The sequence below is a fragment of the Mariniflexile sp. AS56 genome, assembly GCF_030552475.1.
Taxonomy (GTDB): Bacteria; Bacteroidota; Bacteroidia; order Flavobacteriales; family Flavobacteriaceae; genus Mariniflexile.
This window is the reverse complement of the sequence record NZ_JAUPED010000001.1, coordinates 25227-50708: the sequence shown is the minus strand read 5'-3', so window position 1 is coordinate 50708 and position 25482 is coordinate 25227. Positions and strand designations below refer to the sequence as shown.

Sequence of the window (25482 nt, the reverse complement as noted above, 5' to 3'; positions counted from 1 at the left end):
GTTTTTTTAGAATTCGTTATCAATGGAATCACAATGCAAAAGTTCCTTTTCTTTCTTTTTAATAGGCTGTGTTTTCAAGCCTTTGTTTTTGGCTTTCAGCATTAAATTGATAAGTTCACTTTTTTCCTTTTGAATTTGAGAACGCATCTTTTCGTCACGATTTAAATCGAAATAGGTAACACCTTCAATAATGGTTTTTTCAGCTTTAGCATAAATAGAAAGCGGATGGTCTGTCCATAATACGACATCGGCATCTTTACCAACTTTAATACTTCCAACACGGTTGTCAATATGTAAAAGTTTTGCAGGGTTTAGGGTTACAAACTTCCAAGCATCTTCTTCGCTAATGCCACCATATTTCACAGATTTTGCTGCTTCTTGATTTAATCTTCTAGACATTTCGGCATCGTCGCTGTTAATGGCAACGGTAACACCTGCGTTGTGCATAATGGCTGCATTGTATGGTATGGCATCATTAACTTCGTATTTGTAGGCCCACCAGTCGCTAAATGTAGAACCGCCAGCACCATGCTGCTTCATTTTATCGGCCACTTTATAACCTTCTAAAATATGTGTGAAGGTGTTGATGTTGAAGTTGAATTTTTCTACAACCTTCATAAGCATGTTAATTTCACTTTGCACATACGAGTGGCAAGAAATGAAACGTTCCTTGTTTATAATTTCAGCTAAAACATCTAATTCAATATCCTTTTTGTAGGGTTTACCACTTTTCTTTAATACATCATATTCTTTGGCTCTGGTAAAGTAATCGATATACAATTGTTCAACACCCATACGTGATTGCGGAAATCTAGAATAGCTGCTCCAGTTGGATTGTTTTACGTTTTCACCCAAAGCGAATTTGATAAACTTAGGTGTATTTGAGTAAATAAGTTGATCTGCTGGTTGTCCCCATTTTAATTTAATAATGGCAGAACGACCACCAATTGGGTTTGCAGAACCATGTAACACTTGAATGGAAGTAACACCTCCAGCAAGGTTTCTGTAAATATTCACATCGGTATCGTCAAGAACGTCTTCAATGCTTACCTCGGCTGATGAATTTTGGCCAGCTTCATTAACTGATTCTGTCGCAATGTGTGAATGTTCATCAATAATTCCTGAGGTAAGATGTTTTCCTTTGGCATCAACTACTGTTGCTTTTGCTTCGGAAAGGTTTTTACCTATTTTGGTGATTTTACCATCTTTTATAAGCACATCGGTGTTTTCTAAAACGCCTTCTTTTTCGTTAGTCCATACCGTTGCATTTTTAAATAAAATGGTTTCGGTTTTAGGTAATTCAGAAAAACCATAAGAGTTGTTAGGGTATGTGATGGGGAAAAAGGCATCAACACCTTGCTCTTCATCTAATTCCTTCTCTTTTTCGGGAGTATCGTCGTTAGCTTTCTTAATTGTTGAAGCATAAAAAGGAGACTCCTGCCCATTTGGGGCTATCGATTTTCCGTTTAAGTTGTTGTTAGCATCTACACGTGCAACAATTCGAATAAAGTCGTGTTTTGTAGAATCAATAGTGGTCATGGAAATATTTACCCAATCATCTTCATAAGTGAATTTAGAACCTAGTGTTTTATCTTGATTCGTTATTTCTAATTTAGGTTTGCTCAATTCGCCTTTAAGAACCATTTTATAAGTTTCATTGGCTAAGTTAAATTCATAAGTACCTCTAATATCTTTCTTGTTAAAATCTTCTATAATGGTTTTTTCTCCTTGAACCCAGTTTTCATAAAGGGTTGTTTTTTCTTCGAAAATATCGCCGGAGGTTATTAAGAAGTTCGCTAAGCTCCCATTTTTAAGGGATCCAATAATAGCTGCTTTTCCTATAATTTGAGCAGGATTGGTTGTTAGTGCTTCTAAGGCTTTTTCTTTTGATAGGCCTGCTTTTATCGCTTTTAGAATGTTTTCTTTAAACTCTTTTGGAGATTTTAAGTCACGCGTGGTAAAAGCAAAAGTGATGTTGTTTTCTGCTAAAATTTTAGGGTTTGATGGTTTCTGGTTCCATGCGCGCATGTCACTTAAAGAAAGTGTTGAAGCTAAAAAGGCGTCTTCAACATCATAAGCGTCCGGAAAGTTTAAAGGTAAAATGATTTTGGCATTAGTTTCTTTAATTTCCTTGATGCGTTCGTATTCATCGCCACCACCAAGCATCACGTATTGAATGCCATAAGCATCTCCAATTTTATCGGCTCTTAGTATATTCGCTCTATTTTCGGCTTCAAAAAATTGAACAAGATTTTTGTTCTTATTTAAGGCTTCTAGAGACAAGTCTTTGGTTTTAATCTGTCCTTTCGCATACCAATCAGCATCAATATACAGTTGTTTTAGTAAAGCGATACTACCCATGGTTGACCCTGGATAGGATTGGTTTGAAGTAAGGCTTTTGCTAAACGAAAGGTATTGGCCAGAGTTTTGGTCAATAATTCGGTATGCGTTACCGTTTTCATTGTTTAAAGCAACCAAGGCGCCTGTACCACGTACAATACCATCTTGAATGTGTGTATTTACAACGCCAAAACCTGCTTTAAGTAAATCGGTAGCGGTTTTCGAATCGTATTTAAATTTTTCAATGGCATTGTTTTCTGGCATCACATGGTCGTTCCAGTAATACCCTGTTCTGCTTGGGTCGTATTGTGCACTTCTGCCAGAAGATTCACGTTTTGGTTTTTCAACGCCAAAATCGGAATAAATATCAATAAAAGAAGGATAAATGCTTTTACCGTCACCATTGATGATGATTGCATTTTTAGGAATAGTAACCGTAGTTCCAGAGGCTACAATTTTACCATCTTTAATAAGTAAAGTGCCCTTCTCGATAATTTGAGTTGGGGTTACAAAAATTTTAGCATTGGTAATGGCTGTGTAATTCGTGTTTTTTGTAGATACCCCATCGTTTTTTGGGAAATAATCTTGAGCACTTAAAGTGCAAGCACTCAATAAGGTTAGAAAAACCAAGTATTTTTTTAGCATAATTTTGAGTTAGTTTTTTGCTAAAAATAGAAAAATAAAGAATTGATTGAGGAATTATCAGTGTTTTTTAACTTTTTATAAAGATTTTTCATTGAAATAATTTACAAACAAGGCGACAACATAGCTGTAGCTCTCCATGCCTTTGGCTTGTTTATTAGCTTTAAGGTAAGAGCTGTAAGTTATTTTTAGAATGGGTTCTAATGGGTTTTGGTATCTATCCCAAAACTCACGAGCTTCTTTATAATTGTTCAAAACACCTTTGTTAACGGTTTTGTACAGGGAGTCAAATAAAGCTTCATCCCGTCTTAAAATTTCATTCAAACAAAAACGTAGCGCAAACGTGTATCCTGAATAATTAAAGTAAATATCGTCGTGGTTAATGGAGGCTAAACAACCAATAAAATTAGCCTCATTTTCGGCCGCATAACCCAATTGATGTGCCATTTCGTGCGATGTTGTTGTGGGGAACATATAAATAGGAATCAGCGCATCAACCTGAGCTTCATTAGTTAACGGGTTTAAATACCCGCTAAACCCCATATATGTTAAAGGGTAGCTAAATAGCGATTTTTTAACGCTTTTGGGGTGGTATTCTAAATGAGGGAAAGTTGTTTTTAAGCGTTCATAGCCTAAAGGTGCTAAATTTAAGATGTCGCTTTTGCTATATGGTATGTTAATTTTTAAAGTGTCAGTACCTGCAATTTCAGTGTAAATTTTATTTGATTTTTCAATCAATTTTTTGGTGACGCTCACCAGTTGCTCGGTGGTGTAATCGGCTTTTAAATTTAAGTTTTTATGTAGAGGAAGTCGATAATAATTCAAGGCCCAAAACACATGAAACGCAAAATAGATAATAGAAACGGCACTAAATATATCAATAACCCAGTGTTTTGTGTCTTTTCTAAGGCGTTTCCGGTTCACATAAAACCATCTAATTATGTAAATAATAGCGAAAGCATACACTAAGTCTCCAAATGAAAAAGGAATCCAACCTAGTGTGTATCTAAAAATTTTAGAAATAGTGGGGTAGAAACCATTGCTGTAATAGGCCTCAATAAATTCGGGGTAATCAGACACCCATTTTATTAATAGGTATTGCGGAATTATAGAAAGGGCAATACCAAGTTTTATCTTTTTCAGCATGTTTCAAAAGTAATAAAAATTTGTACCCAATGGTACTTGTTTATTTATTAAGGTTTGTTCCTGCTGTCCGCTATATCTTTTTAAAAAGTCATTGCGAGGAGTGAGCGACGTGGCAATCTGTAAATGGTTTAACTTAGACCAAGTTCTGTACTTATTTCTTTTTAAAAAGGATGCCGCTTCCATCAGGAGTAGCTGCCAAAGTCTGTCCGTTTTTATTACCTTTACAAAACTTAAAAAAAAGCATCATGAATTCAGAAATAAGACAACTTCAACCTACACAACTTTGGAATAAATTTGCCGATTTAAACGCTGTACCACGACCTTCAAAAAAAGAAGAACGTGTTATTGCTTTTATTAAAAACTTTGGTGAAAATCTAAGTTTAGAAACCATTGTAGATGAAGTTGGAAATGTCATCATAAAAAAGCCAGCGACTTCCGGTATGGAAAACAGAACCACAGTGGTTATGCAATCGCATTTAGATATGGTGCATCAAAAAAATAATGATACTGAATTTGATTTTGATAATCAAGGCATTGAAATGCATGTTGTAGGCGACTGGGTACGAGCTAAAGGTACGACTTTAGGAGCCGATAACGGTTTAGGTGTTGCCACCATTATGGCTATTTTAGAAAGTACAGATATACCGCACCCTGCAATTGAAGCCTTGTTTACTATTGATGAGGAAACAGGTATGACGGGCGCTATGGGATTAAAAGGCGGTTTGCTAACTGGTGGTATTTTATTGAATTTGGATACCGAAGAAGATGATGAAATAGGTGTTGGATGTGCAGGAGGTATAGATGTGACTGCAACTCGAGCCTATAAAGAAGAGGAAACTCCCGAATTTAAAATTGGGTTTAAAATAAGTGTTAAAGGATTGCAAGGTGGGCATTCAGGAATGCAAATTCATGAAGGTTTGGGCAATGCCAATAAAATAATGAATCGTTTACTGTTTGATGGTTTTGAGAATTTCGGACTTCGAATTTCAGAAATTGATGGTGGTAGTTTGCGCAATGCAATTCCTAGAGAAAGTAATGCTGTTATTGTTGTAGACGCTATACATGAAGCTTCTTTTGTCGCAGAAATAAACGATCTGGCTGAAATTATAAAAACGGAATTAAAAACCATGGAGCCCGATTTAAAAATTGAGGTTTCTAGTTGTGAAGCACCAGAAAATATTATGGATTTGGGTGTGCAAGAAGGTTTTACACGCGCTTTGTATGCCGCTCATAACGGCGTGTATAGAATGAGTGCTGATATTCCTGAGTTGGTTGAAACCTCTAATAACATTGCAAGAGTTCTTGTGAAAAACGGGAATATTCATGTGGGTTGCTTAACGCGCTCATCGGTTGAAAGTTCTAAAATAGATTTAGCAAATACACTACGTTCTACTTTTGAATTAACAGGCTGCGAAGTAGAATTCTCTGGAGATTATCCAGGTTGGACACCCAATATGAAATCACCTATTTTGAAAGTGCTTTCTAAAATTTATGAAGACATGAATGGGGAAGAAGCCCACGTTGCCGCTTGTCATGCCGGTTTAGAATGTGGTATTTTGGGTCAAAATTATCCGGAAATGGATATGATTAGTTTTGGACCTAACATTAAAGGCGCACATTCTCCAGACGAACGTGCTCAAATTTCATCAGCTCAAAAATATTGGAAGTTTGTTTTGGAGATTTTGAAACAAATACCAGTTGCTAATTAATTTAATTTGAATTATTGTGGTGAAAGGTGAAACTAATTTATCAAAGTTAATAGCGAGTATGACTCCTGAATTAAACGACGGAGCGTATGTTTTTACAACCGTTAAAGATGTAAGCGTAATACCAAGAGAAATTACTTTATTTGAATTTAAAGAGAAAGAAGGTGTTACTGTTGTGTTGGAGAGAAGTCAAGCCGATGCATTACATTTAGAGTATCACTTTGTAGCTGCTTGGATAACCTTATTGATTCATTCTTCATTGGAAGCCGTTGGTTTAACAGCTGCATTTTCCAATGCACTTACAGAACATAATATAAGTTGCAATGTCGTTGCGGGCTATTATCACGATCATATATTTGTTGGTACAGGCGATGCAATTAAAGCCATGTCGGTTTTAACTGCATTGGCTGAGTCATCAAAATAACAATGGTAAGGATGTTTTTTGATTGTTTTGTCAAAACTCAAAACGAGTTTTCCTTCCGAAGCGTTTAAAACGATTCTAGTGATTTTGTCGGATTGGTTTTCAACTTCCAGAGTGTCTTGTTATAACGACGCAATTAAATCTTCGTCTACATCCATATTCATGTCTTTTTCAGCTAAGCCCGTATCATGTAAAAAATCGTTTGAAAATAATGCTGCCATTTCATCACCTAATAAAGCATTTCTGTATGATTTCCATGTTTTAATGGTGCTAGCACCAAACATGTGATTCACTAATTGAGGATATGACCAATCGCTATTTTTGCCCCAATGAATAGTAAACGGGATGTTGTTTTGCTTCAACACTTCTATAATTCGTTTTGAATATTCGGTTAGGCTCATTATTTTCCTTGTTTTTTTCCATAATACACCGTCAATTTCTAGCATACAGGTTATTGGGAATTTTGTAAATCCTAATGTGGCTTTGGTTTGTTTAACAAAACGCATCGCAAAAATGCCGGGGATAGGTCCTTCGTTATTTGTTAAATCCGCAAGTAATTTTAATGCTTTTGATGAGTTTTTATGGTCTACACCAACCGAACATGCAAATGCGGGGCCTTGATAGGGAGCATCCCAAAATATTTCTGGCAGTGTGCCAATTAATTCATCATCTACCGTCGGTAAAATAGTTTTACGTAATTGTTTTACTAACCATGGAATACTTTTTGGGCACTTCTCTGCCATTTTAGTGAATAGGTGAATTAAATCGCGATAGAGTGATTGTTTTATAATTGGGAAAGGGTCTTTATAATCTGTTTTAAATGGTTTTTTAAACATCAATTCTACCACATAGCTGGGCTCTTTACTATATTGATTTATAAAAACTTTATAATGGTATGGGGTTGCCCCAAAACCATCTGCAGTGGTTTCTTCAGGAATTTTAAACGACGAATTTTTAAAATCAAGTGTGTCTGCAAGTTTGAGTGCTACTTCTTTATCTATTTTTTTTACGTAACGCTTTAATAAAAACCGAGGTTCTGCTTCTATAACAATACCGTGTACAAAGCCAAAGCCTCCTAAACCAACTAAGGCTGCATTAAAAAGGTGGTCGTTTCGTATGATTCTTGCACTTATTTTTTTAGCAAAGGTGTCGGTTAACGCCGGTTGGGTATGGCGTTCTAAATACACCACATCATTTGGGTTAGGTCCTATAATTAAATTTAGGCCTACAACATAATCTTGAACGGAGCCAACTTGAAAGGCGGAACCGTGAACCCCTGTTGAAATACAACCCGCTAGGGTTTGCCCATTACTGGCTCCTGTTGTTTTTAAAGATTTTCCGTGAGCAGAAAGCACTTCAGAGACCCGTTTAATAGTGGTGCCACATTCAAACAAAAATAAATTGGAAGTATCAAAATTTGAGTTGGTATGACAATTTTCTGCAGGCATCGGCATATGGATATTCATAAAGCCATTATAGTGCATGCGGTCTTTATGGTGGGCAATATGATTCATAGACCATGCCGACCCATACGCTCTAAAACCTTGATGGGCATCTTTGGTTTCTTTAATAAGCCTGCGAATTTCTTTCGCAGCATCATTAAAACGGTCTATTTTATTGGGCATATTTCCATCACCTTCTAATTCTGTGATGTAAAGTTTTTTCAGCGGAAAAGGGCCATTGTTATGCAAGGTGTCCCATTCTTTTAGGTTGCGAGTTTTTGTAGTTGCCATAATGTTAATTTGCTGGTTTCATACACACGTATTTAATTTTCATTTTACGTTTTCGTCCAAAAGTGACCATACTTAATAACGAACCTTCAAAGGTATTTCTAAATTCTACGGTATGTAGTTTACCTGTTTTACATTTATCGGTTTCTTTGATTAGGTATGTGAAATCTTTAGAAGTGAGATCAATTTTAATAACCGTATCAATTTCCACCACTTCCATATGTCTATAATAATCATCTCGATTCGAAATAGGGTCGGGTTGTGGCGTACCATTTATGCTTCTTAACCTTACGGAATAACAGGAGGTAAGAAGGAAGCATGTGGTGAATAAAACGATTAGATTGACTTTGGTTTTCATGTGATTACATTTATTGTTTAGTATTGGATACATGCTATTCGCTACTAATCACTCTTTGGAGAAATAAAATTGGTAGCATGCTCATTTCATAGTTTTTATTGATTTAAACAGATTTCAAGCGTTTTAAAACATTTGTAGCGAATTCAGCACCGAAATTATTTGATAAGGCTAACGAATCTTCTCGACCTAGTGTATAGAAAATACTAGTAACATGAGGTGGTGCGTAGCATAAAATTAAATCGGTAAGCATATTATAAGCGCCTTTAGTTTGTTTATTTGAATCTGTAAGTCCGCTGTAACTAGAAGATGCAAATTTGGAGCAATCTTGTAGCTCGTTATTATGGTTTATATAGCTTTTACCAGCAATTACTTGGCACCCTGCAGAGTAATTGGAGGTTCCAATACCTGACCAATGTATATTTATAGAAGGGTTTACTTGAATGCCTTTTAGTTTGCCGTTACTATCTGTTACTTTTAAATCGGCATCGGTTAGGGCATTGTCGTTATCCCAATCTCTTAAAATCATAACACCATTCGGGTCTTTAGGTTTTAGAGCTCGGTAAATTTTTTGTTCTACTGAGATTTTGTGCCACCCAAAGCGGTATTCATGTTGACCTTCTATTAAAAAGGCTTCGTCCTTTCTTTCTGCCATGTTTACACTAGAATCTGTAGAACCCCAAAAAGTAAATACCATGCCGTTTATAAGTAGAAAGAATAAATCGTCATTCTCGCGTCTGGTAGTACTTTGGGTTTGGTTTCTTCTAACACCTATAAGGTGAATATCGCTAGTTTTGAACGTCCAATCTGAAGGTTTTCTAGTGGCATAAGTTTTAGAAATACCATTTAAATGTTTAAGTACGGGGCCAGGGTTAGCTTCATAATGACGCTTTGCTTGCTGCAATAAATCCATCCAATCAGTATATTGTTTTGTAGGGTTATTTGCGTTTCTAGTGCCCCATTCTGCTACTTTATTTTCTTGTTGCCAACGTTCTACATGTTTCATGGTTCCGTTCCCTACAATACCATCGGGCACCATATCTTTAACATGCTCTATGCTTCTTACATATTCTTGAAATAATCTAACCGCAGCTTGTGTTACATAGCCAAAAACCCCATCAAAAGAAGCGCGAGGCATAAAACCAGCCTTATGTAAAAAATGCTGTAATTTTGAAACGTGCTTGCCCGAGTCTTCACGAAACGAACGCCATTTTGTTCTATCGTCATCTCTAAATGATACTTTGCCTACAAGTAAACCATCTGTGTGAAAAGGTTTAAGGTATAATTGTCTGTTTTGCGGTTGTGAACCTGCGTCGCAATCTCCTAAATAAAATACTGCCATAATTTTTAATTTAATAGTTTGATTAACTCATTTTTTATAAAATTCAAAGACTCCTTAACATTTTTAGTCGTTACATAGTCTAACAAGAAATCTATTTGAGAAATTTCAATGTTTATGTATCGAGGACTATACAAGAGTTGGAAAATTTCTTTATACCATTTTAATATAGTTTGGTCTTGATGGTTTTCATTATTAAGGAGTAAAATGGCATAACTAATTTCAGTCATTCCTATCAGGACGGAAATGTCCAGGTCCACTTTATCAAAATCATCAAGTTCTTTGTAAAAATCTTTTAGGTATTTTTCAATATTTGTAACATTTTCAAAACCTTTATTTTCTTTAAGTCTATTTAGTAATTTATCATCACCTAGAAGCTCTAAAATATGACCTAGGTAAATCATATTAGAAATGGCGTTGAGGTATTGTCCGCCATACTTGTCTTTAGAAATAGCTAATGCTTCTTGATAGTAGTTATAAGCTATTTTTAATTGGTCTATTTTTTCTTGACCCTTTAGGTATTTGGCAGTTTGCTTATAAGCATCGCCTACAATATTTAATCTACTGGCATTTCTACCAGCAAGCGTAAGCAGTTTTATTTCATCGAGATATGCTGAAATGGTACTCGTTGCTTCATTGCCTTTTTTTGATTTTAAGACTTCCAGCATATTGGTTTTTAGTAAGTGCGATTGTAAAAAACAATATTGTTCTAGAGCTTTAATGGAATAATTGCCGTTATCAAACTCAAATAAACCTTTGTATTTTTGGTAGGCAACATCTACCATGCCTAATTCATCATAAATCATGGCTTCTTTTTCTAGCACCATCGCGTCGAGTAAATTAGATTCTTGAGCGCGATCTAAATAGGCGTCTAGTGCAACAAGCGCTGTGGTTTTGTTTTCTTTTTTGTCCCGAATTGAAATGAGTAGATTGTCTAAATCGGTATGTACTTGTGATGCGACCACGTATTCATGGTTTTGCTGACTGGATTTTTTACTATTTCTGAATTTATAAAATTGATTTCCATAACATTGATACGCTCCCCATGTATTGGTTCTAGGGTGTTCTTGATGGCATTTAAAACGCGCAAGTTGTACGGCGTCTCCAAAATTATAGCCTTGAAACATTTTTTGATAGAAGGTTTCGGCGAAAACACGCGCAGCACCATCGTCGACCGCCCAACCAGAAATTACAATGGCTTTTACACCCATTTCAATAAGTTGTGTACCAATATTGGCAGCCAAATGGTAACGGTTTTGACTGTAAATGTCGTCTTCCGCTTTTAAAACACCCGAATAACAGCAGTTTATGAAAATGAATTCGGGAACATAACCTATTTGGTTTATCATGGCTGGATCTATGCAAATACCGCTTCCTATGGCAATACCCACATTACAATGTTCAGGGTCGTACACGCCATGTCCTGCAAAGTGCATAATTTTATAATGTTTGCTAAAAAGCTCCATCATGATGTTTTTAGCATTAGAATTTATTAATGCATTGACATTGTAATTGGCTTTTTTTAGATTTTGTGCCACCCATTCAGATTCCGCTTTGGCAGCAGGTAATGGTGGCAAGTTTTCTTGATTATACATAGGGTCTCCAACAACAAAAGCTTCGATGTTGTTTAAAGAGACTTGATTGTAACGAACCGAATCTTCTGTGACCAATTGTCTAATAAAACTAGAGGTTACTGAAGCGGGAGTTTCCGAGGTGTTGCTATCATGCAATAATTCCCATGGAATTTGAGCCGCATATTTATCTAACTTTAAAACCAAATTGTTTTGGTCTCTAAATATGTTTTTAAAATCGTTTGGAACAAGCATTTCGAATAGGGATTTTGATAACCTTTTATCCCATGAAGAACTGGTTGACATTTCTTCTAATAAATGGTTTATTTTGTGCAAACCAATGCCTACCATTTCTTGTTCCACCCGTGCTAGTCCATTTGAAGAGTAATATTTAAAACCATCCACATCGTTTTCCGATTTGCATTGTGCTCCATTATTTTTTAAACTATTTATATGAAGGTTGTACCACCAATCATAATCATTATTATGGAACACTTTTTTCTTTTTGGCACCAGCACGACGTGTAATACCTCGGTTTAAATCGAAAACAATACGATTGTCAGTATCATGCAATCTTGTAAGACTGAAATAAGTTTCACTGGCTATAGATTCGTAGTAGTTGATAAGTTCAATATCTGTAATAGGTTTCAAACCTTCACCTGTTTCTTTAATGTGCTTATTTGCTTTTGCGACACCTAGTAAAATGCCTTTAACAGAGTCTTCAATAGGTAGTTTGCCATAGCCAATGCCCATTAAAACAAACGAAACGCCAGAGGCATACTGTTTCGCTCTTGGCAAGGTATAGTTATCGCGCATAAACATGGCGTATTTAAGTACGGCTTGCTTAACAGATTTTGAAAGTAAATAAGAGGTAAGTGAATCGCTGTCTCCCAGTCCGCAAATAATGGCGCCTTTAGGTTGGGTGTTTAGGTTGAAAAACACCTCGCTTTCTCCAATTTTACCAGGGTAATAGCCAATACTTAGCCGCTGTGATAGACGGTTATTTAGGTAAACGTCTAGCGCTTTTTCAGAACTTAAAATAAGATCCATATAGAAGTGACCTACCATGAGCGGGTACGATGATACTTTGAGATCTCCATGAATAACCTTCACGTTAAAAGAATCAACTTCTGGTTTACTTTGTTTTTTTATGTCGAATAAGGCATCAACCACTGCTTCTGAGTTATATGAAGGTTCTGCTGATTCATAAATTTCTGAGATAATCTCGCCTCCGCGCGATGTTGGTTTTTGGGTGTTCAGTCGGTTCGTGCTTCCTGTAGATAATATGTCTGAAATACCTTGAAAAATATAGGTTTCATTTGCTAAATCGCCATGAGAGGTATGGGTGTAATACAGATTGCTGCTGTTTAGTAGCTGCTTAGGAATGCCTGTTTCCCAAGTAACACTTCCATCTCCATAAGAGGTTGCTTTATAAACTAGTTTTTTAGTACGGGCAAGGAATCTGTTTTGAAGCGTATAATCGAAAACTGTTTTGTCTGCCTGTCCACATATATAATAAATATTCTTAAAATCGGCGATCGTTAAGTTTTTGGTAAACTCCAATACCGTGTCCCTAAATGTTTTAAAATCCCCCAGAGATTTCGTATTACTGTCGGGGTTTGGCATGTCTTTTAGGTTGGCTTTTTTATCTAAATCTTGCCAAAAAGTAGTATCCCAAAAAGGGCGATTTGTTGTTTCTTCAATAGGAAGTAATTCAAAAATACCAGGGTATTTCCAGAAAATTTTCAGAAGGTCACCTCTGTCATTTTTAAAATCGATGGCAGCTAATTGTTTAACACGTCGGCTATGGCCCGTTAGCACTTCCATTATTAAATAGGACCCTAACCAAGGGGTGCCAAGCATCACGAATTTGTTGAATTCGTTTTGTTTGAATTTACTCCAAACATCAGGAAAGTCCATCATAAACTGGCGTACCAATAAACCGCCCATAGAATGCGCTATAATGTGGATTTTAACATTGTGATTTTTAGTGATGTTTTCTATTTCATTCTTTAAATTTTTCGCAGCTTCTTTTAGTGATTTTCGCCAATCGAATTGCATGGTTATAATGTCATATTGTCCTGATAAATGTTCAGCTAATTCGTTATAATATTTTTTAATAACACCGTTTGCTTCAACTTTGTCTGCGCTAATGTTGAGGTTTTTTGAAATAGCACCATCATTTATTTTTCGCATATCTACCCATTGGTTCTCGTCGTTTCGGGCTAGGGTAGAGCCCATAATTCCAGGAACTAAAATAACGACATCTCGGGTTATTTTTTCTGGGTAAATACGAATACCTTCTAACGAAAGGGCGTCTAATAAGATGCCTCGTTTACCTTCTGTGTAAAGTTCTTTAGTAAATAGAGTGGCTTGGACGGGCTCTTTGGCGTTAAGCGCATTTAGAATCGCAGTACATGCGGCATCTTCGGCTGAAAAATAATTAAAATGATTGGTGCTACTGCCTTTAGATAGAAACTTGTACATACCATCTTTTCTAATAACGCCATGTTCCATACGTCTGGTATCAACCACTAAATCGTTAGCTTCTCGGTAAAATAGATTGGCGAGTATCACTTTTAAAGAACTGAAATTAATACCGCCAACATCCGAATCTCCAGCAACATTATACAAGTCACTCACCACAACCGTATCGGATATATTCATCATTTTCTGAAATAGTGATTCCGGCATCATGGCGTTTAAACCTGGTAAAATTTCAGGGTTTTCTTTCTGACTTACAAGTTCTAAAAGAAACCCTTTTACATTGTGATATAGTGGATTTGTTATACCAAAAGCTAAAGAAGCAGCATTTAAAAGTAAGTTGAAAAAATGATCTATTCTTCGCGATAGAATGGTGGTTCCGCTAGCAGGAGCTGCTACCCGAACTACTTTGTTTATGGTGATTTTTTTTCGTTTTGCAACCGCATTGATGTCTATCATTAACTGTTGGTTGCTTTCTTCTTCCTTGGTTTTTAAAATGGCAATTTCTTGTTTGCTAAACCCTGTAACAGCATTTCTGTAATCGCATTTTGCTAAAATATCGGCTATCAAGCCACCTCGCGAATGACTTAAAATATCAATGGTACATTTATTGGGGCATTCATTTAGAAAGTCGAGAGCATTTTGAAGCGGACTAACCGATAGCGTATAATGATCTAAGGCTAAAATTCGATTTCCGTAAATGGAAACAATGTCTTTCCAAGCTTTATTATTGTTATTTAATTTGAAAAAGGCATCAGTAGATGAGGATAAGGTACCATGAAGCAATAATAAATATGGTAGTGCTGTGTTAGTTGTTTCTTTATAAAGTTTTTTGTTGAAGTTAGCATCGAATAGGTATAATCCAGGATGCGGTTGTATTTTTTTATCGTAAGATTTCCCTAATAATTCCATACCTACAGCGGCGCTTTTGGGGGAGAACACGCTGAACACTTTTATTAAAGCACGTTTTATAAATCCGCGAGTAGAATCTTCAGAAATTATTTGAATATCAAAAATATAGTCTTCGTTAGTTATAGAACGCTGCGATAAAGTGCTTTTATCATAAATAGCTTGAACATCCTCTGGATGACCTATCCACTCGGTTTGATCGGTAAACTGAATTACAATTAAATCATTTTCTTCCAGTGAAACCGTGTTTGTTTCGTTGCCAGAACGTGTTGCCGCAACTTCAATATAAGTTTTTAGTTCAAACTTTTGCTCTAGTGTATCTGGGATACTGTAAGTGGCAGAGGTAACATCCCGTTTTACTCCGACTATTTTGGCTGTTTTAGTCATAGGTTAGTTTTTATACCGTTCAAAGGAGTCAAGGTGATTCTTTTTGATATCATAGCAATTTCATTTTAGATTTATAAAAAATAAAATACCTAGCAGCCGAATTTATTGGTGTTAGGTCAATATGAAATGTATGCGTGTAAAAGCCATTTATGCAAATGAGTTTTATAGGCATGCGCTATTAAAAAAGTTGTTTTGAGAGTGTTGCTATAATTAGAAGTAGAGATTGTACTAAAATTACTAAATAAAACCTAATTACCAAACAGTTAGGGTTTTAAATTTTATGTTTTTTGTAAAAATGATAGATGTAGAGTAGGGAAGTACTTGAATTGAGACCGTTTATTAAAAAAGAAGCGTCCTAATAATAGGTGATTTCTTGGGGTAGATATCAGTAAAGCGAAAAACAAATTAAGGCACGGGGTCGTAACCTGAACCACCCCAGGGATGGCAACTAAAAATGCGTTTTATGGCCAACCATCCCCCTTTAATTAAGCCATGTTTCTGTAAAGCTTCTTTCGTGTAATGGGAACATGTAGGGGCGTATCTACAGGTTGCAGGCGTTAGTGGTGATATAAATGTTTGGTACACTTTTATCAATAGTAAAAACGGTGCAATGAGTAGTTTTTTCATGGTGCTTTTAAGACCAGAAGGTGTTTTATGTTATGTGGTGTTTAATGTGAATCTGAAATAAATACAGAATACTTAATAAACTAATTCACAGAAAAGGATGTGCCTTCTTTACCGTCTTTTAGTTGAATACCAGCTGCTGCCAATTCATCACGAATTTTATCGGATAAAGCAAAATCTTTATTCGCTCTAGCTTCTTGCCTTAACTTGATTAAAATATCTACAGCCCCCGATAATTTATCGGTGCCTGCATCTTTTTTAGTTACGTTTTCAAGTCCTAAAATATCAAAAGAAAACATGTTTATACTTTCTTTTAAAAGCGCTAAATCATCTGCGGTTACTGTAGCAGTGCCATCTTTAATTTGATTGATGTATTTCGCAGCTTCAAATAAATTCGCAATTAACATGGGTGAATTAAAATCATCACTCATAGTATTATAACAAGCTTGTCTCCAAGAAGAAATATTTATACTAGAGGTTTCTGAAGCTTTTAAGCTGTCCAGTAAATTAATAGCATCCATGAGTCTGTAAAAACCTTTTTCACTCGCTAGTAAACCATCATCTGTTAAATCAAGAACGCTTCTGTAATGTGCTTGTGCTATAAAAAATCGAATCACACTTGGTGCGAATGCTTTACTGAAAAACGAGTTGTTTCCTGAAAGTAATTCGTCTGGATTTACAGTGTTACCTGTCGATTTAGACATGCGTTGTCCGTTCAACTCCAGCATATTGGCATGCATCCAGTAGTTTACTGGCGATTGCCCTTTTGCAGCTTCATTTTGTGCAATTTCACATTCGTGATGCGGAAATTTTAAATCCATACCACCACCATGAATATCAAATTGGTCGCCAAGATACTTAGTGCTCATAGCTGTACATTCTAAGTGCCAACCAGGGAAACCGTCTCCCCAAGGAGATGGCCAGCGCATAATATGTTGCGGTTCGGCTTTTTTCCAAAGTGCAAAATCTTGCGGATTTTTTTTATCACTTTGCCCATCTAATTCGCGGGTATTGTGAATTAAATCTTCCAGTTTACGCTTGCTTAATTTTCCGTAATCATTGGTTTCATTAAACTTATGCACATCAAAATATACAGATCCGTTTACTTCGTAGGCATAGCCGTTATCTATAATGTCTTTAATAAGTTCAATTTGTTCAATAATATGCCCCGTAGCCGTTGGTTCGATACTTGGAGGTAGAAAGTTAAATGTGTTTAATATATTGTGAAAATCTACGGTGTATCGTTGCACGACTTCCATAGGTTCTATTTGTTCTAAACGGGCTTTTTTGGTGATTTTATCTTCACCTTCATCAGCATCATTTTCTAAATGACCAGCATCTGTAATATTTCTTACGTAGCGTACTTTGTAACCTAGGTGTTTTAGGTAACGAAAAATCATGTCGAAAGACATAAAAGTTCGAACGTTTCCTAAGTGCACATTGCTATATACGGTAGGGCCGCAAACGTACATGCCTACATAGCCTTCGCTAATAGGGGTGAAGGTTTCTTTTGTACCAGTAAGAGAATTGTATATTTTTATTTGATGATCTTGATATAGCTGCATGCGTAAGGTGTTAAGCCGTATGGTATTTGTTGTTAAGTTGTTTGTATGCATCTTAACAACAAACAACTTAACAAATAACTAGAATTTTGTATCTAATTTTATATAATCTAAAAACTCTCTGCGAGTAGCAACTTCTTTAAATTTTCCGCCAAATTCAGATGTTACCGTGCTACTTTCAATATCACGAATACCTCTCGAATTTACGCATAAATGTTTCGCATCAATAACGCAAGCCACATCATCTGTATTTAAAACGTCTTGAAGTTCTTTTACTATTTGAATGGTTAAACGTTCTTGTACTTGTGGACGTTTTGCGAAATAATCTACAATACGGTTCATTTTAGATAAGCCTACTACGGTACCGTTTGAAATATAAGCAATGTGTGCTTTCCCTACAATAGGAAGTAAATGGTGCTCGCAGGTTGAGTAAACAGTAATGTTTTTTTCAACTAGCATTTCGCCATATTTATATTTATTATCGAAGGTAGAAGCGCTTGGTTTTCTTTTTGGGTCTAAACCTCCAAAAATTTCTTTAACAAACATTTTAGCCACACGGTTTGGTGTGCCGCTTAAACTATCGTCTGTTAAATCTAACCCTAGGGTTTCCATAATGTGGCGCACATCATCTTTAATAATGTCTATTTTTTCTTCATTAGAAAGCTTAAAAGCATCATGTCTTAATGGTGTGTCAGACGACGTTCCTACGTGGTCTTCTCCTAAAGATTCGAATTCTTCTATGTTATTTTCAATTTTCATCTATCAACTAAATCACTATTTTTGGATTGCAAAGATAAGCAAAACACTTTTCTTATGTTTTGTATTAACAAACAATTAATTGTCTTCCTTGTTTGTCTGTGTTTTACAGACTTCATTACAATAAAAAAAGTTAAAAAAAAGCCTGAATTGTTTAGAATTCAGGCTGTATGAAGAGTGTAATTAACTTGTTTATATATTAAAACTTAACGAGATAGTTAGGTTAGAATTTGTTTTGTCTATCACTGCCGCATCTGTTAAACCTACATTATATAAAGGTGTTTCATTAGTGCGATTTGCTTGATCGTAAGTAACATCTAGTTTGGTGTTACCAAAATTGTAACCCAGACCTAATGAGTAACCTGTTAAATCACCTACTGTAATACCATCTTTATATGGGCTTTCTTCAAAACGGTACCCGCCTCTAAAGCTTAATTGTTTTACTTTATATTCTCCACCAAGTCTGTAAGTAGACGCATCAGTAAGTGTATTGCTAATTATGGCGTTTTGGTCGTTGAAAAAGGCGTCAGATTCTGGTTTGAATTTTGTGTTGCTGTAATCTTTTCTAGAATAATCAAAACTTAATAAACCTTGCGTTCCAAATATATAAGCTAAACTACCTGTTATTTTTGAAGGCGTTTGAAGTTTGTATTCAGGATACACATTAACTGTTTGAGGGTTTATGGCTTGTGTCGCATTCGACCCATTGTCATCTCTAACCGTTGCTAAATATTGTGTTGTTTCTTCTTTAATGGTGTACCAAGTAGGGGAGTCGAAAGCTAGACCTATTCTAAATTCCGGTGTTAATTTCATGATTCCTCCTAATTGGAAGGAGAATCCATTACCTGTAGTTGCCAAGTTATTTTCAAATTCAATACTTCTTATAACAGATCCTGAATTCGTATTATTTTCGAAAAGCAACGTTGAGCGTTGGTAGTCTATAAAATGAGAGTTTAAGTTTAATCCTAAATATAAGTTGTCTTCATATTGTGTGGCCACGTTGAACGAAATTTTCCCGTTATAACCTGTAGAGGCATTCGAATAATCGTGTCTAAAATCACCATTAGCTAAATTTGAAAAGTAAGAGGTGTTGGCATCATCATCAGAATCTGGTTCTAAAATATAAGATTCAAAACCTAAAAAAGCTTGTTGATGTGCAAAACCATAAATGCTTCCTATCTCTGAATACGCATCAGCTAAAGATTCTCCTGGTAATGCAGAGATTTCATCCAATCTTTTGCCGTCAGCATAGTTTAAAAAATAAAAATCTATAGATTGATTGTTAGGGTTTGTACCTCTAGCATTCCAACTATCTTCATAATTATTAGTTCTGTCGTAAGCTACTCCTATTGAGAATTTACGCCAAGGTGAGTTGTTTCTGTTTTCAAAAACAAAGACAGCACCTCCTTGATTGAGGTCAAAATTAGAGTTGCTATTTGTGGTGAAACCATTAAAATACTGTGTATCGTTAGAGGTGTCTAAATTTGATAAACTAAAAGAAGCATGACTTTGACTAAACACAGCCGAACTTGCAGGGTTTATGCTAACCGCACTCATATCACCACCTAAAGCACCAAAGGCACCACTTAGAGCTCTAAAGCGAGCGGATCCTTGTACTTCACTTTGTGAATAACGCAAGGCATCCGATATATCTTGAGCGTTTAATGCGCATGCCGATAGCATGCCTATAAATAGTAGGTTTAACTTTTTCATTGTGTAATTTTTTGTTTTTTTAAGGATTATCCGCGTCTTCCACCACTGCTACTTGATGAGCCAGAACTTCTGCTACTTCCAGAACTAGAGCTACTACTTGAAGATCTTGTGCTGCTACTGTTTGATGATGAGCTAGAACTTGGTGTGTAACTTCTACTTGATGATGAGCTAGAACTTGGCGTGTATGTAGAATTACTATTTGAAGAAGATCTTGAGTAGGTTCCAGAATTAGTGCTACTGCTTCTTGAAGGCGTATAAGTGCTTCCGCTTCGTCTTACTGTTGATGACGATCTGGAAGTCGAGTTCGCTGAAGGCGTACTATATGTCGTTCTTCTTTGTGTATTTGAATAAACGCGTGTTCCGTTAGAATTAGTTTGTCTTGCAGAAGATGTTGATGTAGGTGAGCTTGTGCTTACACTACTTCTTCTAGAGGTGTTATATTTTGATGTGTTTGCTGTAGAAACAGTATTGCTGCGTCTAGAAGTGCTGTAATTATTATTAGTACTTAAGCTTCTAGAGTTGTTGCTGTAACTGCTACCTCTTCTGCTAGCGCTGTAAGCTATATTACGGTTGTTGTAATTCCTATTATTGCCGTAATAACCGTAGTTGTTATAGCCGTTATACCCGTAGTGACCATGGTAATTGCCGTAGTATCCATAATTCCAAGGGTTGTAAGCCCAGCTATTATAGAAACCACCATAATAAGGACTGTTCCAATTTGAACCATAGTAATTCCAGTTGTTCCAACCGTAGTCGTAACCCCAATTGTTATAATAAGGACGGTTCCAATAATAATTATTGTAACCAAAACCAAAACCATAATCTTGATGGATGTTTATCACCACGTTCGATTGGTCTTGCCCCCAACCACCATAACCTTGGTAATCGTTGGTTGTTGGATCGCCTTCAGTATAATTGTTATTACCTTCATAATCATCTATGTCGGTAAAAACTTCGTTGCTAGCCAACATATATTCGGTCTCTAAAGATTTATTTTTAAAGTAATTTGAATAATAGTTATTGTTTGAATTCTGTGGAACTTCAGCAACAGCTTCTTCATACTGCACGGTTCTCGTTGTGCCGCCGTAAATGCCATCGTTCTCCACACCAACATATTGATAAGAACCACATGAGTATAAGCCAAATACTAAGCTAAGAATTGCCAAGTATGGCATTTTTTTTATTAAGTAGGTATTTAATTGCATATCTCTTGATTTTTATTGTTGAACATAACAAAAATAGTTAGTTTTGCTGAACTATTTTTATATTTAACATAGTCACAATATTTGTGCCAAAACAGACATATGAGTAAAAAACTTACTAGTAGGGCGGAAGATTATTCCAAATGGTATAACGAATTGGTTGTTAAGGCAGACATGGCGGAGAATTCGGCGGTTCGTGGTTGTATGGTAATCAAACCATATGGTTATGCCATTTGGGAGAAAATGCAAGCAGAATTAGATAAAATGTTTAAAGAAACAGGCCATCAAAACGCGTATTTTCCATTATTTGTGCCAAAAAGCTTATTTGAAGCTGAAGAAAAAAACGCGGAAGGTTTTGCAAAGGAGTGTGCTGTTGTAACACATTATAGGTTGCAAAACGACCCAGATAGACCAGGGAAATTACGTGTAGACCCAGATGCTAAATTGGAAGAAGAATTAGTAGTGCGCCCAACAAGTGAAGCTATTATTTGGAACACCTATAGAAACTGGATTCAATCCTACCGCGATTTACCCATATTAATAAATCAATGGTGTAATGTAGTGCGATGGGAAATGCGTACCCGTTTGTTTTTACGTACTGCGGAATTTTTATGGCAAGAAGGGCATACTGCACACGCAACAAAAGCAGAAGCATTGGTTGAAGCGAAGTTGATGAATAATGTATATGCAACATTCGCCGAAAATTTCATGGCAATACCTGTAATACAAGGTGTGAAAACTGAAAGTGAACGTTTCGCAGGTGCCGAGGAAACTTTTTGTATTGAAGCCTTGATGCAAGATGGGAAAGCATTGCAAGCAGGTACTTCCCACTTTTTAGGGCAGAACTTCGCGAAAGCTTTCGATGTTAAATTTGCTAATAAAGAAGGTAAACAAGATTATGTTTGGGCAACATCATGGGGAGTGTCTACACGTTTGATGGGTGCTTTAATTATGACGCATAGTGATGATCATGGCTTGGTGTTGCCTCCTAGTTTGGCGCCAAACCAAGTTGTTATTGTACCTATATATAGGACAGATGAAGAATTTGCCGCCGTTTCTGAAGTTGCTAACGGTATTTTAAAAGATTTAAGATCTAAAGGAGTTACTGTTAAGTTTGACGATAGAGATACGCAACGTCCAGGTGCTAAATTTGCTCAACATGAATTACAAGGTGTGCCATTACGTGTCGCTATTGGGCCAAAAGATCTTCAAAACGGCACTGTAGAGCTTGCTAGACGTGATACGTTGACCAAATCTGTGGTTGCTTTAGACGATTTAACTAACACCGTTGAAAATTTATTAAAAGAAATTCAGGATAGTTTATTTAAAAAAGCTTCAGATTTTAGAGATTCTCACATTACAGAAGTGAATTCTTTTGAGGAATTTAAGGACGTTTTGGAGAAAAAGACCGGATTTATCTCTGCACATTGGGATGGTACGAATGAATCCGAAGAAAAAATAAAAGAGCTTACTAAAGCAACAATAAGATGTATTCCTTTGGAAATGAAGGAAGAAGAAGGTGTGTGTGTGTTCTCTGGAGCGCCATCAAAAGGACGTGTTTTGTTTGCGAAAGCCTATTAATTAAAATTTTTTAAAAAAAGTTTGCGTAGCTATTGTGACATTTAAAAATAGTTGTATTTTTGCATCCGCAATGGAAACGTTGTAAGTTATTTGAAAAAAAAAGTTACGCAAATTTTAAAATTTAAGTTGTAGAATTAAAAATTAATTTTATCTTTGCGCACTCAAAACAAAATGGCCCGTTCGTCTATCGGCTAGGACGCATGGTTTTCATCCATGTAAGAGGGGTTCGATTCCCCTACGGGCTACAATTTTTAAAAAAAAATAAAGTAAAAAAATGGCAAATCATAAGTCAGCATTAAAGAGAATAAGAAGTAACGAAGCTAAGCGTTTGGTTAATAAATATCAGCATAAAACAACTCGTAATGCTATAAAGAAATTACGTGAGTTAACTGATAAGAAAGAAGCTGAAGCTTTATTTCCTTCTGTAGTTTCTATGTTAGATAGATTGGCTAAGAAAAATGTTATTCACTTTAATAAAGCTGCTAACCTTAAATCTGGTTTATCTAAGCATATCGCTGCACTTTAAGACTTACATTTTTTTAAAAGTATTTAAAAGCTTCTCTAAACAGGGAAGCTTTTTTTGTGGATTGAATTTATAGTTTAATCTTTGTGAATATTATGATATAACGGTCATCTGTTTGTAGCATCCCAAATAGGGCTTCCTAAATTTATAACCTTGAAACATTACTATTTTAATTATACCCAGAACTATAAATCAGTATTGTTAGTGCTAACAGTAACATTACTATCTATAGCTTGTAAGCAAAAGTCTTTTGAAGAACCTTTGGTGTCTTTGAAGGATTATCAAATTGAAGATGGATTTGAGTTACAAGTAGTCGCTTCTGAACCTTTTATTGAAGCTCCGGTTGCTATGGATTTTGATAACAAAGGGCGCATATGGGTTGTTGAAATGAAAGGTTATATGCAAAACCTGGAAGGTACAGGGAGTGAAAAGCCAAATGGAACCATTACTATTTTAGAAGATAGGGATGAAGATGGTATAATCGATCATTCAAAAATATTTTTAGATAATCTTGTTTTACCAAGAGCGCTAGCACACGTTTACGGAGGTCTTTTATACGCTGAGCCGCCTAACCTATGGTTTGTAGATATAAAAGATGATAAACCTATAAATAGAGTTTTGGTAGACTCTTTATATTCTGATGGTGGTAATGTGGAGCATCAACCAAATGGTTTGATGATGCATATTGATAACTGGATTTATAATGCCAAATCTAATTTTAGATATCAAAAGAAAGGCGGACAATGGATAAAGGAACCTACGACCTTTCGTGGGCAATGGGGCATTAGTAAAGATAATTTTGGAAGACTTTACTACAACACAAATTCAACCCAGCTTATAGGTGATTATGTGTTGCCTAATACCGTTATTAAGAATTCATTTTATAAACCAACGGAAGCTGTAGGTAAAAAGTTAACGCCTAACCAAAATGTTTTTCCTTTACATCCAACATCTGTTAACCGAGGTTACGTAGATGGTGTATTAAATAAGGATAGTCTTTTAGTGAATGTTACTTCGGCTTGTGGCCCACTTATTTATAGAGGCGATAAATTTCCGAAAGCTTATTTAGAGAATGCTTTTGTTTGTGCGCCTGAAGCGAATGTTGTTAAACGCAATGTTTTAACGATAACTCCTGGTAAAGTAACAGCGGATCAGGCTATTCCCAATACAGAATTTATAGCTTCTACAGATGAAGGTTTTCGTCCAGTAAATTTATTTAATGGTCCCGATGGCAATATGTATATTGTAGATATGCACCGTGGCATCATTCAAGATAAAGCCTTTTTAACGCCTTATTTGCAGAAAAAATATGCAGAAAAGAAGCTAGATACCATTATTGGTATGGGACGTATTCTAAAAGTGGTTAGTAAAAATACGGACTCAAAGAAAATTGTTGATTTAGAAAGCTTAAATATTTCAGAATTGGTTGATGTATTGAAGCACCCTAATGGTTGGCTAAGAGATCGCGCTCAGCAATTATTAATTCATAAAAAAGAAAAATCAACCATTTTACTTTTAGAAAAACTGCTTAAAAATAGTAATAATCCTTTAGCTCAAATACATGCATTACACGCTTTAAATGGTTTGAATGCACTAAGTTTTGACACCTTGGTGAAGCTACTTTATTCAAATAGTAATAGCAGTTCCATAAGTCACGCGCTTGTTTTATTAGAACAATTTGCTAGAGAAGACCGTATGTTACCCGTTATAACGTTGACTCAAAAGTTAATGTCTAAAAACAATCCGGAAATTGATCTGTATCTTCTAAATTCTTTAGGCGATTGGATAGCACGTTCTAATGAAAAGTTTTTCCCAATAGTTTTAGAACTTTCAAATAAGTATAAAGACCATTTAATATATCAAGAAGCTTTGATAAACAGTTTGACAGGTATGGAAGAAAACTTTTTAGTATTCTTAAATGAAAGGGGACATGATGCGCCAAAATACATACTACTTGATATTTTGAATAGTACGATTTCGAATAAAGAGAAGAATAAGAAAAACTTTATTTATACAGCGGAAAGTGTTGCAACAGATGCAAGAACTGCAGGGTATAATATATTTAGGAATTTTTGTGCTACTTGTCATGGTATAGATGGTGAAGGTATTGAAAATTTAGCACCTCCATTAAAAGATTCTGAGTACGTAACAGGGGCGTCGGAAAGATTAGCGCTAATCATATTGCATGGTTTGTCTGGTCCCATTCATGTTAATGGCAAGTTATACGAACTGGATGCTATCATGCCAGGATTGGCTAATAACCCAGAGTTTACAGATACCGATATTAAAAATATTATTGAGTACCTTAACAATGCTTTTCCAGGAAAGTCTAGTAAAATAAATGTAGAAAGAATAAAGCAACTTCGCGATCAAAAACCAAAAAGAGGTAATGTTTTTAGTGAAGCAGAATTACTTGAGTTGAAAGGATTAAAATAGAAACAGCCATAGCATCTTTAATAAAACGTCTAGAAATGAGAGGCCTTTATTGGGA

16 protein-coding genes and 1 tRNA gene are annotated in these 25482 nt (G+C 35.7%); 6 read left to right on the top strand and 11 right to left on the bottom strand.

The window, feature by feature from the left end:
* Window positions 1-6: 6 nt before the first annotated feature.
* Together Q5N74_RS00210 and Q5N74_RS00205 are read right to left on the bottom strand one after the other, a co-directional pair.
* On the bottom strand, window positions 7-2985 hold the full coding sequence (locus Q5N74_RS00210; RefSeq protein ID WP_304386647.1) for an amidohydrolase family protein: 2979 nt from the start codon (window positions 2983-2985) through the stop codon (window positions 7-9).
* Window positions 2986-3060: 75 nt separating this feature from the next.
* On the bottom strand, window positions 3061-4128 hold the full coding sequence (locus Q5N74_RS00205) for a DUF3810 domain-containing protein (RefSeq protein ID WP_304386646.1): 1068 nt from the start codon (window positions 4126-4128) through the stop codon (window positions 3061-3063).
* Between the two features lie 245 nt (window positions 4129-4373).
* Here Q5N74_RS00205 and Q5N74_RS00200 point away from each other — a divergent pair, with 245 nt between their 5' ends.
* Together Q5N74_RS00200 and Q5N74_RS00195 are read left to right on the top strand one after the other, a co-directional pair.
* Window positions 4374-5837, top strand: a complete 1464-nt coding sequence (locus tag Q5N74_RS00200; RefSeq protein WP_304387161.1) for an aminoacyl-histidine dipeptidase — start codon at window positions 4374-4376, stop codon at window positions 5835-5837.
* A gap of 16 nt (window positions 5838-5853) precedes the next feature.
* Window positions 5854-6258 (top strand): ACT domain-containing protein, encoded by a 405-nt coding sequence (locus tag Q5N74_RS00195; protein ID WP_369686007.1) that lies wholly within the window; start codon window positions 5854-5856, stop codon window positions 6256-6258.
* A gap of 119 nt (window positions 6259-6377) precedes the next feature.
* Here the strand turns inward: Q5N74_RS00195 and Q5N74_RS00190 are convergent, their stop codons facing one another.
* The 9 genes from Q5N74_RS00190 to Q5N74_RS00150 all read right to left on the bottom strand — a co-directional run bounded on the left by Q5N74_RS00190 (window position 6378) and on the right by Q5N74_RS00150 (window position 20890).
* The gene (locus tag Q5N74_RS00190; protein WP_304386645.1) at window positions 6378-7988 is read right to left on the bottom strand and encodes an FAD-linked oxidase; all 1611 of its coding nucleotides are present in this window, start codon (window positions 7986-7988) and stop codon (window positions 6378-6380) included.
* Between the two features lie 4 nt (window positions 7989-7992).
* Complete coding sequence (locus Q5N74_RS00185) at window positions 7993-8343, bottom strand: hypothetical protein (protein WP_304386644.1); 351 nt, start codon at window positions 8341-8343, stop codon at window positions 7993-7995.
* Between the two features lie 103 nt (window positions 8344-8446).
* Complete coding sequence (locus Q5N74_RS00180; protein WP_304386643.1) at window positions 8447-9682, bottom strand: peptidoglycan-binding protein; 1236 nt, start codon at window positions 9680-9682, stop codon at window positions 8447-8449.
* Between the two features lie 5 nt (window positions 9683-9687).
* The gene (locus Q5N74_RS00175; protein WP_304386642.1) at window positions 9688-15030 is read right to left on the bottom strand and encodes a CHAT domain-containing protein; all 5343 of its coding nucleotides are present in this window, start codon (window positions 15028-15030) and stop codon (window positions 9688-9690) included.
* A 405-nt stretch (window positions 15031-15435) separates the two neighbouring features.
* Window positions 15436-15657 (bottom strand): membrane protein insertion efficiency factor YidD, encoded by a 222-nt coding sequence (gene yidD / locus Q5N74_RS00170; protein ID WP_304386641.1) that lies wholly within the window; start codon window positions 15655-15657, stop codon window positions 15436-15438.
* A gap of 80 nt (window positions 15658-15737) precedes the next feature.
* The gene (cysS, locus tag Q5N74_RS00165) at window positions 15738-17219 is read right to left on the bottom strand and encodes a cysteine--tRNA ligase (protein WP_304386640.1); all 1482 of its coding nucleotides are present in this window, start codon (window positions 17217-17219) and stop codon (window positions 15738-15740) included.
* A gap of 78 nt (window positions 17220-17297) precedes the next feature.
* Complete coding sequence (gene folE / locus Q5N74_RS00160; protein WP_304386639.1) at window positions 17298-17975, bottom strand: GTP cyclohydrolase I FolE; 678 nt, start codon at window positions 17973-17975, stop codon at window positions 17298-17300.
* A 189-nt stretch (window positions 17976-18164) separates the two neighbouring features.
* On the bottom strand, window positions 18165-19685 hold the full coding sequence (locus tag Q5N74_RS00155) for an OmpP1/FadL family transporter (RefSeq protein WP_304386638.1): 1521 nt from the start codon (window positions 19683-19685) through the stop codon (window positions 18165-18167).
* A gap of 26 nt (window positions 19686-19711) precedes the next feature.
* Entirely contained in the window at window positions 19712-20890 is a 1179-nt protein-coding gene (locus tag Q5N74_RS00150) for a hypothetical protein (RefSeq protein ID WP_304386637.1), read from the bottom strand.
* Between the two features lie 99 nt (window positions 20891-20989).
* On the opposite strand from Q5N74_RS00150, the gene proS reads away from it, so the two are divergent.
* The 4 genes from proS to Q5N74_RS00130 all read left to right on the top strand — a co-directional run bounded on the left by proS (window position 20990) and on the right by Q5N74_RS00130 (window position 25427).
* Window positions 20990-22468, top strand: coding sequence for a proline--tRNA ligase (gene proS, locus Q5N74_RS00145; protein ID WP_304386636.1), 1479 nt, complete (start codon window positions 20990-20992; stop codon window positions 22466-22468).
* A 173-nt stretch (window positions 22469-22641) separates the two neighbouring features.
* Window positions 22642-22713 (top strand) — tRNA-Glu (locus Q5N74_RS00140).
* 29 nt (window positions 22714-22742) lie between these two features.
* Window positions 22743-22994 carry a 30S ribosomal protein S20 gene (rpsT, locus tag Q5N74_RS00135; protein WP_304386635.1) on the top strand — a complete coding sequence of 84 codons (252 nt, stop codon included), beginning with the start codon at window positions 22743-22745 and terminating at the stop codon, window positions 22992-22994.
* A 150-nt stretch (window positions 22995-23144) separates the two neighbouring features.
* Complete coding sequence (locus tag Q5N74_RS00130; protein ID WP_304386634.1) at window positions 23145-25427, top strand: c-type cytochrome; 2283 nt, start codon at window positions 23145-23147, stop codon at window positions 25425-25427.
* The last annotated feature ends 55 nt before the right edge of the window (window positions 25428-25482 follow it).

Excerpts from the sequence above, each read along its gene's own strand:
- Q5N74_RS00210 (WP_304386647.1), bottom strand. The coding sequence starts at position 2,985 with ATGCTAAAAAAATACTTGGTTTTTCTAACCTTATTGAGTGCTTGCACT.
- Q5N74_RS00205 (WP_304386646.1), bottom strand. The coding sequence starts at position 4,128 with ATGCTGAAAAAGATAAAACTTGGTATTGCCCTTTCTATAATTCCGCAA.
- Q5N74_RS00200 (WP_304387161.1), top strand. The coding sequence starts at position 4,374 with ATGAATTCAGAAATAAGACAACTTCAACCTACACAACTTTGGAATAAA.
- Q5N74_RS00190 (WP_304386645.1), bottom strand. The coding sequence starts at position 7,988 with ATGGCAACTACAAAAACTCGCAACCTAAAAGAATGGGACACCTTGCAT.
- Q5N74_RS00185 (WP_304386644.1), bottom strand. The coding sequence starts at position 8,343 with ATGAAAACCAAAGTCAATCTAATCGTTTTATTCACCACATGCTTCCTT.
- Q5N74_RS00180 (WP_304386643.1), bottom strand. The coding sequence starts at position 9,682 with ATGGCAGTATTTTATTTAGGAGATTGCGACGCAGGTTCACAACCGCAA.
- Q5N74_RS00175 (WP_304386642.1), bottom strand. The coding sequence starts at position 15,030 with ATGACTAAAACAGCCAAAATAGTCGGAGTAAAACGGGATGTTACCTCT.
- yidD (WP_304386641.1), bottom strand. The coding sequence starts at position 15,657 with ATGAAAAAACTACTCATTGCACCGTTTTTACTATTGATAAAAGTGTAC.
- cysS (WP_304386640.1), bottom strand. The coding sequence starts at position 17,219 with ATGCAGCTATATCAAGATCATCAAATAAAAATATACAATTCTCTTACT.
- folE (WP_304386639.1), bottom strand. The coding sequence starts at position 17,975 with ATGAAAATTGAAAATAACATAGAAGAATTCGAATCTTTAGGAGAAGAC.
- Q5N74_RS00155 (WP_304386638.1), bottom strand. The coding sequence starts at position 19,685 with ATGAAAAAGTTAAACCTACTATTTATAGGCATGCTATCGGCATGCGCA.
- Q5N74_RS00150 (WP_304386637.1), bottom strand. The coding sequence starts at position 20,890 with ATGCAATTAAATACCTACTTAATAAAAAAAATGCCATACTTGGCAATT.
- proS (WP_304386636.1), top strand. The coding sequence starts at position 20,990 with ATGAGTAAAAAACTTACTAGTAGGGCGGAAGATTATTCCAAATGGTAT.
- rpsT (WP_304386635.1), top strand. The coding sequence starts at position 22,743 with ATGGCAAATCATAAGTCAGCATTAAAGAGAATAAGAAGTAACGAAGCT.